Raw genomic sequence first — 7,338 nt, 5'->3', positions numbered from 1 at the left:
GGGCAGGGCGCTTGACGGCATCGAGATGATGGCGATTTCGCGCGGGCTGACGCTCGACCAGATGCGCGACGATCCCGGCATCACCACGATCATCTCGGTCAACTCGCCGCGCCGCTTCGACGAGATGATGGCCGAGGGCCTGATGACCATGGCCGAGTTCGGCCAGTCGGTGGCGGTGACGCCGTTCACGCTGATGGGGGCGATGAGCCCGGTGACGCTGGCCGGGGCGCTGGCGCAGCAGAATGCCGAGGCGCTGTTCGGCGTCGTACTGACCCAGCTTGTCCGTCCGGGCGCGCCGGTCATGTATGGCGCCTTCACCTCCAATGTCGACATGAAGTCGGGCGCGCCGGCCTTCGGCACGCCTGAGAACACCAAGGCCAACATCGCTTCGGGGCAACTGGCGCGGCGCTACGGGCTGCCCTACCGCACGACGCCGGGCTCGGCCTCCAACGCCGCCGATGCGCAGGGCGCCTATGAGACGCTGATGGCGCTGTGGGGTGCGGTGCTCGGCCATGGCAACCTCGTCTACCACGCCGCCGGCTGGCAGGAGGGCGGGCTGACGGCGTCGTTCGAAAAACTCATCATCGATGTCGAGATGATCCAGCACATGATGGAGTTCTTGCGCCCGATCGAGGTCAACGAGGCCGAGCTTGCCGTCGAGGCTTTAGGCGCGGTGCCGACCGGCGGCCATTTCTTCGGTGAGCCGCACACGCTGGAGCGCTACGCCACCGCCTTCTATCAGCCGATGCTGTCCAACTGGCAGAATTACGAAGCGTGGCAGGAAGCCGGCGGGCTCGACGCCACTGCGCGCGCGACGCGGCTGTGGAAGAAGGCGCTGGAAGACTATGTCGAGCCGGTGATGGATATCGCCGTGCGCGAGGCGCTGGAGGCTTACATGGCCAGGCGCAAGGAAGCGATCGGGCAGGGCGAGCCGTGATGATTGCAGGATTGTGCGCGCACACCGGCTTGGCTCCTCCCATGTCGATTCATTCCACCCATCCAACTCATTGATAACAGAGCAAAACTCATGAAATCGCATGCAAAGGTCGTGGTCATTGGCGGTGGCGTCGTCGGGTGCTCCGTGCTGTTCCATCTCGCCCGCCACGGCTGGACCGATGTTGTCCTGCTGGAGCGCGACGAATTGACGTCCGGCTCGACCTGGCACGCGGCCGGGGGCATGCACACCATCAATGGCGACCCCAACGTCGCCAAGCTGCAGAAATACACCATCAACCTCTACAAGGAGATCGAGGAGCTTTCCGGCCAGGCGACCGGCGTGCATCTGACCGGTGGCGTGCTTTTGGCGGCAACCGAGGCGCGGCTGGACTGGCTGCGCGGCGTCGTCGCCAAGGGCCGTTATCTCGGCATCGAGCTCGAGGAGATCTCGCCCAACGAAGCGGCCGAGCTGATGCCGCTGCTCGATCCCAAGCAGTTCGTCGGCGCCGTCAGGAACAAGGAGGACGGCCATCTCGATCCCTCAGGCGTTACCCATGCCTATGCCAAGGCCGCGCGGAAACTTGGGGCGGAAGTGGAGCGCTTCACCAAGGTCGAGGACATCGTGCGCCGGCCCGACGGGCTATGGCGCGTCATCACCAACAAGGGCGAGGTGGTGGCCGAGCATGTCGTCAATGCCGGCGGCCTGTGGGCGCGCGAGGTCGGCCGCATGGTTGGTCTCGAACTGCCGGTGCTGGCCATGGAGCACATGTACCTGATCACCGAGGACATGCCTGAGGTCGCCGCCTGGAATGCCAAGACCGGCACCGAGATCATCCACGCGGTCGATTTCGACGGCGAGCTTTACCTGCGCCAGGAGCGCGGCGGCATGCTGATGGGCACCTATGAGAAGGCCAACAAGCCGTGGTCCGAATACCAGACGCCATGGAATTTCGGCCATGAATTGCTGGAGCCGGACATCGACCGCATCGCGCCGTCTCTGGAAGTCGGCTTCCGCCATTTCCCCGCCTTCCAGAACACCGGCATCAAGCAGATCATCAACGGCCCCTTCACTTTCGCCCCTGATGGCAACCCGCTGGTCGGGCCGGTGCGCGGCCTGCCGGGCTTCTGGGTCGCCTGCGGTGTCATGGCCGGTTTTTCGCAAGGCGGCGGCGTCGGCCTTGCTTTGTCGAACTGGATGATCGAGGGCGATCCCGGCGCCGATATCTGGGCGATGGATGTCGCGCGCTATGGCGACTGGGCGACGATGGCCTACACCAACGCCAAGGTGCGCGAGAATTATTCCAGGCGCTTTTCGATCCGCTTCCCCAATGAGGAGCTGCCCGCCGGGCGGCCGCTGAAGACGACGCCGATCTATGATCTGCTGTCTGCTGGGGGTGCGCAATGGGGCGTTGCCTATGGGCTGGAAGTGCCGCTGTGGTACGCGCCGGAAGGCGTCAAGGACGAGTTCTCGTGGCGCCGCTCGAGCGACTTCACGCAGGTCGCCAAGGAGGTCGCGACGGTACGTGACAGTGTCGGCCTGTCCGAGATTTCGAGCTTCGCCAAATACCAGGTGACGGGTGAGGGAGCGGCCGCCTGGCTCGACCGGATGCTTACCTGCAAACTGCCGAAACCCGGCCGCATGACGCTGGCGCCGATGCTGAAGCAGGACGGCAGGCTCATCGGCGACTTCACGCTGGCCAATCTGGGGGAGGATGGCTGGTTCCTCGCCGGCTCCGGCATCGCCGAGCAATACCACATGCGCTGGTTCGAGAAGCACCTGCCTGACGATGGATCGGTCCGCATCGAAGCGCTGGGCGCGAGGCTCACCGGTCTGTCGATCGCCGGCCCGAAGGCGCGGGATGTGCTGGCAAAGGCCACGCGCTCGGATGTCTCCAACGCGGCATTTTCCTTCATGGCCATTGGCCGGATGGATATCGGCATGGCGCCGTGCCTGGTCGGCCGTGTGAGCTATACCGGCGATCTCGGCTACGAAATCTGGGTGGCGCCGGAATACCAGCGCGCCGCCTATCAAGCGCTGATGGCGGCGGGCGAGGAATTCGGCATCGGCCTCTTCGGCTCGCGCGCGCTCAATGCGCTGCGGCTGGACAAGAATTACGGCTCATGGGGGCGCGAGTACCGGCCGATCTACGGGCCGCTGGAAGCGGGGCTCGACCGCTTTGTTGCTTACGGCAAGGACGCCGATTTCATCGGCAAGGCCGCGGCGCTGGCCGAGCGCAGGCAGGGCGGCAAATTGCGCCTGCGCGCCTTTATCGTCGATGCCGACGATGCCGATGTCATTGGCGACGAGCCGATCTGGTTCGATGGCGCCGTGCGCGGTTGGGTGACGTCGGGCGGCTATGCGCATCATTCGAAGAAGTCCGTCGCCGTCGGCTATGTGCCGAAGGAGATCGCAGATGAGAGCGACGGCTTCGAAATCGAGCTGCTGGGCAAGCGTCATGCGGCGCGCATTCAGGCGGTGCCGCTTTTCGACGCCAATTTCGAACGGATGCGTGCCTGAAGCGCTTCGGCTTCGCCGATGCGCTTCAGATTCCTGTTTGTGCATGTCGTGTCCCAAAACCGCTGGGCACTTTGGGCGACATGCACTAGTCACGCCCCTTCTTCTGGGCGTCAGGCGCTGCGGCGGTTGTCCAGCGCGAAGGCGCCGGCGCCGGCAAACACCAGATAGAGGAAGATGAAGCAGAAAGAGATCGCCGAATCGCCGCCATTGTTGACCGGGAAGAAGTCGCGCGGCATGTGCGCCATGAAATAGGCGATCGCCATTTCGCCGGCCAGAAGGAAGGCTACGGGCCGCGTGAACAGGCCGAGCGCCAGCAGGATGCCGCCGGCGAATTCGAGGATGCCGGCGGTCATGGTCAGCCCGGAAAGGGCGTGGGGATCGGCGCTGACGGGGAAGTTGAACAGTTTCTGGCTGCCATGCTCGATGAACTGCAGCGCGGTCATGATGCGCAACACGCCGAGCGCCTGCGGCTGGTATCTGGAGAGGCTTTCGAAAAGCTTCATAATGACTCCATTTTCAATCCGCCCGGCCATAGATTATCGCCCAGGAATGACCATTCACTTCGCATGGCCTGCCGTCAACAATCGGTGATTGGGAATGTTCCCAATTGCCATTAAAATTTTCTCGCCAAGGTTGCATTAGTATCTCTATGGTTGTATTGATGCGTGTACAACAATCCTGAATGTGTGGGGGCCTTTGCCATGAAAAAAGTCGTCATCAGCCTTTTCGCGATCCTCGCAGGCATTAGCTTCGCCATGGCCGAGGACGCCGGCTGTGAGGCGTTCAAGTGGCCGGTGACGCGGGAGCAGACCCTGTTTGCCGCAGCACCGGCAACGCCGTCCGGAGCGGCGCTGGCGGTTGGTGAGGCTGCGGACCTGGCGCTGGTGCCGGTAGGGAAAGCCGGTTTTGCGGTAGCGCCCGAACGTGCGCCGGCATCGGACACGTTTGGCGCCGTTGCCAGCGTGGAGGTGCCGTCCGAGGGGGCCATCCAGATCAGTCTCTCGGGCGAGGCCTGGATCGATGTCATCCAGAATGGCCAGGCCATCAAGTCGGCGGGCTATAGTGGCGTGAAAACATGCCCTGGCATCCGCAAGAGCGTGCGCTTCAAGCTTGCGCCTGGCCCGGCCACCGTTCAGTTCAGCGGCGCGAAGAAAGCTGAGCTGAAGGTCGCGGTGCTGGCGCCGGAATGAGACGGCGCCAGTCAGGGGTAGAGGCCTTCATCGGTAGTCCGATGAAAGCCCGCGCTTTGTTTCAGCGATGTTCGATCGCGGTCAGCGGACCGGCGCCATCAAGGCGAAATGCGCGCCCTGCGGGTCCTGGCATTGGACGATCCAGCTGCCGCCCGGGACCTCCATCGGCCCCATCAGGATCTTGCCGCCATTGTCGGTCACCCGTTTGGCCGCCGCATCGATGGCCGGAACATTGAAATAGAACTGCCAGACCGGGACCGGAATCTGCTCGGGCTTGTTCATGATGCCGCCGCCGGATTCGGGGCCGGCTGTAAAGGTCTGGTAAGTGCCCACCGGGCCCATGTCGAAATCGCCGGCGTCGACCCAGCCGAACTGCTCGGAATAGAAATCGAACGCGGCTTTCCAGTCGCTCGTATAAAGCTCGTGCCAGCCGATGTGGCCCGGCGTGCCGGCCGGCACGACAGGCTGGTCGGGACCGTTTGGCTGCAGGAACATGAAGGTCGCGCCTTGCGGATCGGCGACGACGGCAAAGCGGCCGACGCCCGGAATGTCGTCGGGCTGGCGGTGAACGGTGCCGCCGGCTTTCTCCAGCGATGCCGTGGCAGCGTCGACATCCCTGGTGTGGATATAGCCAAGCCAGGCGGGCGGCATGCCCATCTTGGCTGCATCCTCAGGCAAGGTCATCAGGCCGCCGACGCCACGTTCGCCGACATTCATCACGACATAGCGCGGGATGCCGGGCGCCTTGTCGAAGGGCTGCGCCGTCCAGCCGATGACTTGGGTGTAGAATGCCTCGGCGGCGTCGAGATCTGACGTCATCAATTCGTACCAGAAGAAGGGCATCGGGGCTTTTGGCATTTCGGTCTCCTCACCTTTCATACGTGATCGTCGTCCATCATAGGACGATCCTCACGACGGGAATCCGACACCGCCCGGAAAACAATGGGTGTGTGTGCCAAGCGTTCCCTGGTTGCGCACCCAGCGGTTTTCGATTTCTCTACGGCTATGAAGGGTTGTCGTTCATGCGCTTGATGTCGCTCACGCCCGAGCTTGTCGCACTGTGCCATCGGGAGGAGGCCGATCCCGGCCCGGACCCGAGCTGGACAGACATGAACGACGAGGACTTTCGAGACCTTGCCTTGCGGCTGTCCAATGAAGCCGATGAGGGGCCGCTATGGGTGTTCGCTTATGGGTCGCTGATCTGGAAGCCGGAATTCGAGTCGGTCGAGCAACAGCTCGCCACGGCCTTTGGCTGGCACCGCTCTTTCTGCCTCGACATGGTGCGTTGGCGGGGCAGTGCCGAGCAGCCTGGGTTGATGATGGCGCTCGAACGGGGCGGACGCTGCAACGGCGTGATCTATCGCTTGCCGGAGGGCGAAAAGCCGGCGCAGGTCGAAAGGCTGCTGCGGCGCGAAATCAGCGACCACGAAAGCATCGAGACGGTCCGGTGGCTGCCGGTGCATACGCCGCAAGGCACGCTGCGCGCGCTCGGCTTCTGGGTCGGCGTGAAGGGCAGGGGAACGTCGCTGAACCAGCCGTTGGACAGAGTGGCGAGCGTGCTGGCCAGAGCCTGCGGGCATATCGGATCCGGCGCCGAATATCTCTACAACACGGTCAGCCACCTCGAGGCGTTCGGCATCCATGACCGCAATCTGTGGCGACTGCAGCAGCTGGTCGCAGAGGAGGTCAAGACCATTCATGGCTGTAAGCTTGAACCCGGCCATTCGCTCGCACTGTGAAAGCAGCCTCGGCCTCCGATAACATGAGTAAAAAAATCATGTTATTATCCAGCCTTTTCAGAGACTTGCGCCGAAAATTGACCAATTGATAAAAAAATAAAACGTGCTAGCCTTCCTCAAAAGAAAACATGGGGAACTGACGATGCCAGAAGGCCAATTCAGGGAAGGCATTGCGGGCGGCAGGCTCTCGGCCGACCAGTATGCGGATAATTTTTCCGACCTGCATCCGCCGCTCGATCACCACGAGGCGCTGGTCGAATCCGATCGCTGTTATTTCTGCTACGACGCGCCGTGCATGAACGCATGCCCGACCTCGATCGACATTCCACTGTTCATCCGCCAGATCTCGACCGGCAATCCGATCGGTTCGGCCAAGACCATCTTCGACCAGAACATATTGGGCGGCATGTGCGCCCGCGTCTGCCCGACCGAAACGCTGTGCGAAGAAGTCTGCGTGCGCGAAGTGGCGGAAGGCAAGCCGGTGCAGATCGGCCGCCTGCAGCGCTATGCCACCGACGTCGCCATGAGCGAGAACAAACAGTTCTACCCGCGCGCCGAGCCGACCGGCAAGACTGTCGCCGTGGTCGGCGCCGGGCCGGCCGGCCTTGCCGCCGCGCACCGGCTCGCCCGCCACGGCCATGACGTGACCATTCTGGAGGCGCGCGCGAAAGCCGGTGGCCTCAACGAATACGGCATCGCCGCCTACAAGAGTGTCGACGATTTCGCCCAGGCCGAAGTCGATTATGTGACCGCGATCGGCGGCATCGACATCCAGAACGGCAAGGCCCTCGGCCGCGACTATCAGCTGTCGGATCTGATCCGCAATTACGATGCGGTGTTTCTCGGCATGGGCCTTGGCGGCGTCAATGCGCTGCGTGCCGATGGCGAGGACGCCGACGGCGTCATCAACGCGGTCGAGTTCATTGCCGAACTGCGCCAGGCCAGCGACCTTTCC

At 63.2% G+C, this 7,338-nt stretch carries 7 protein-coding genes; 5 read left to right on the top strand and 2 right to left on the bottom strand.

What is annotated here, in order from left to right; translation table 11 throughout:
- On the top strand, positions 1-937 hold a 937-nt coding region (locus EN984_RS15840; protein ID WP_206517431.1), incomplete at its 5' end, for a trimethylamine methyltransferase family protein.
- Between the two features lie 90 nt (positions 938-1,027).
- On the top strand, positions 1,028-3,454 hold the full coding sequence (locus tag EN984_RS15835) for an FAD-dependent oxidoreductase (protein ID WP_127272338.1): 2,427 nt from the start codon (positions 1,028-1,030) through the stop codon (positions 3,452-3,454).
- 110 nt (positions 3,455-3,564) lie between these two features.
- Here EN984_RS15835 and EN984_RS15830 read toward each other — a convergent pair whose 3' ends face one another.
- Positions 3,565-3,957, bottom strand: coding sequence for a DoxX family protein (locus EN984_RS15830; protein WP_127270196.1), 393 nt, complete (start codon positions 3,955-3,957; stop codon positions 3,565-3,567).
- A gap of 198 nt (positions 3,958-4,155) precedes the next feature.
- On the opposite strand from EN984_RS15830, the gene EN984_RS15825 reads away from it, so the two are divergent.
- The gene (locus EN984_RS15825) at positions 4,156-4,644 is read left to right on the top strand and encodes a hypothetical protein (protein WP_127270194.1); all 489 of its coding nucleotides are present in this window, start codon (positions 4,156-4,158) and stop codon (positions 4,642-4,644) included.
- Positions 4,645-4,725: 81 nt separating this feature from the next.
- Here the strand turns inward: EN984_RS15825 and EN984_RS15820 are convergent, their stop codons facing one another.
- Positions 4,726-5,502 carry a VOC family protein gene (locus EN984_RS15820; protein ID WP_127270192.1) on the bottom strand — a complete coding sequence of 259 codons (777 nt, stop codon included), beginning with the start codon at positions 5,500-5,502 and terminating at the stop codon, positions 4,726-4,728.
- Positions 5,503-5,666: 164 nt separating this feature from the next.
- On the opposite strand from EN984_RS15820, the gene EN984_RS15815 reads away from it, so the two are divergent.
- Positions 5,667-6,383 carry a gamma-glutamylcyclotransferase gene (locus tag EN984_RS15815; protein ID WP_127270190.1) on the top strand — a complete coding sequence of 239 codons (717 nt, stop codon included), beginning with the start codon at positions 5,667-5,669 and terminating at the stop codon, positions 6,381-6,383.
- Between the two features lie 142 nt (positions 6,384-6,525).
- A partial coding sequence (locus EN984_RS15810; protein ID WP_127383823.1) for an FAD-dependent oxidoreductase occupies positions 6,526-7,338 on the top strand: 813 nt, incomplete at its 3' end.

This window comes from Mesorhizobium sp. M7A.F.Ca.CA.004.12.1.1, assembly GCF_003997835.1.
Lineage (GTDB): Bacteria > Pseudomonadota > Alphaproteobacteria > Rhizobiales > Rhizobiaceae > Mesorhizobium.
The sequence above is the reverse complement of the archived record's forward strand: the minus strand, read 5'-3'. Positions and strand labels throughout refer to the sequence as shown.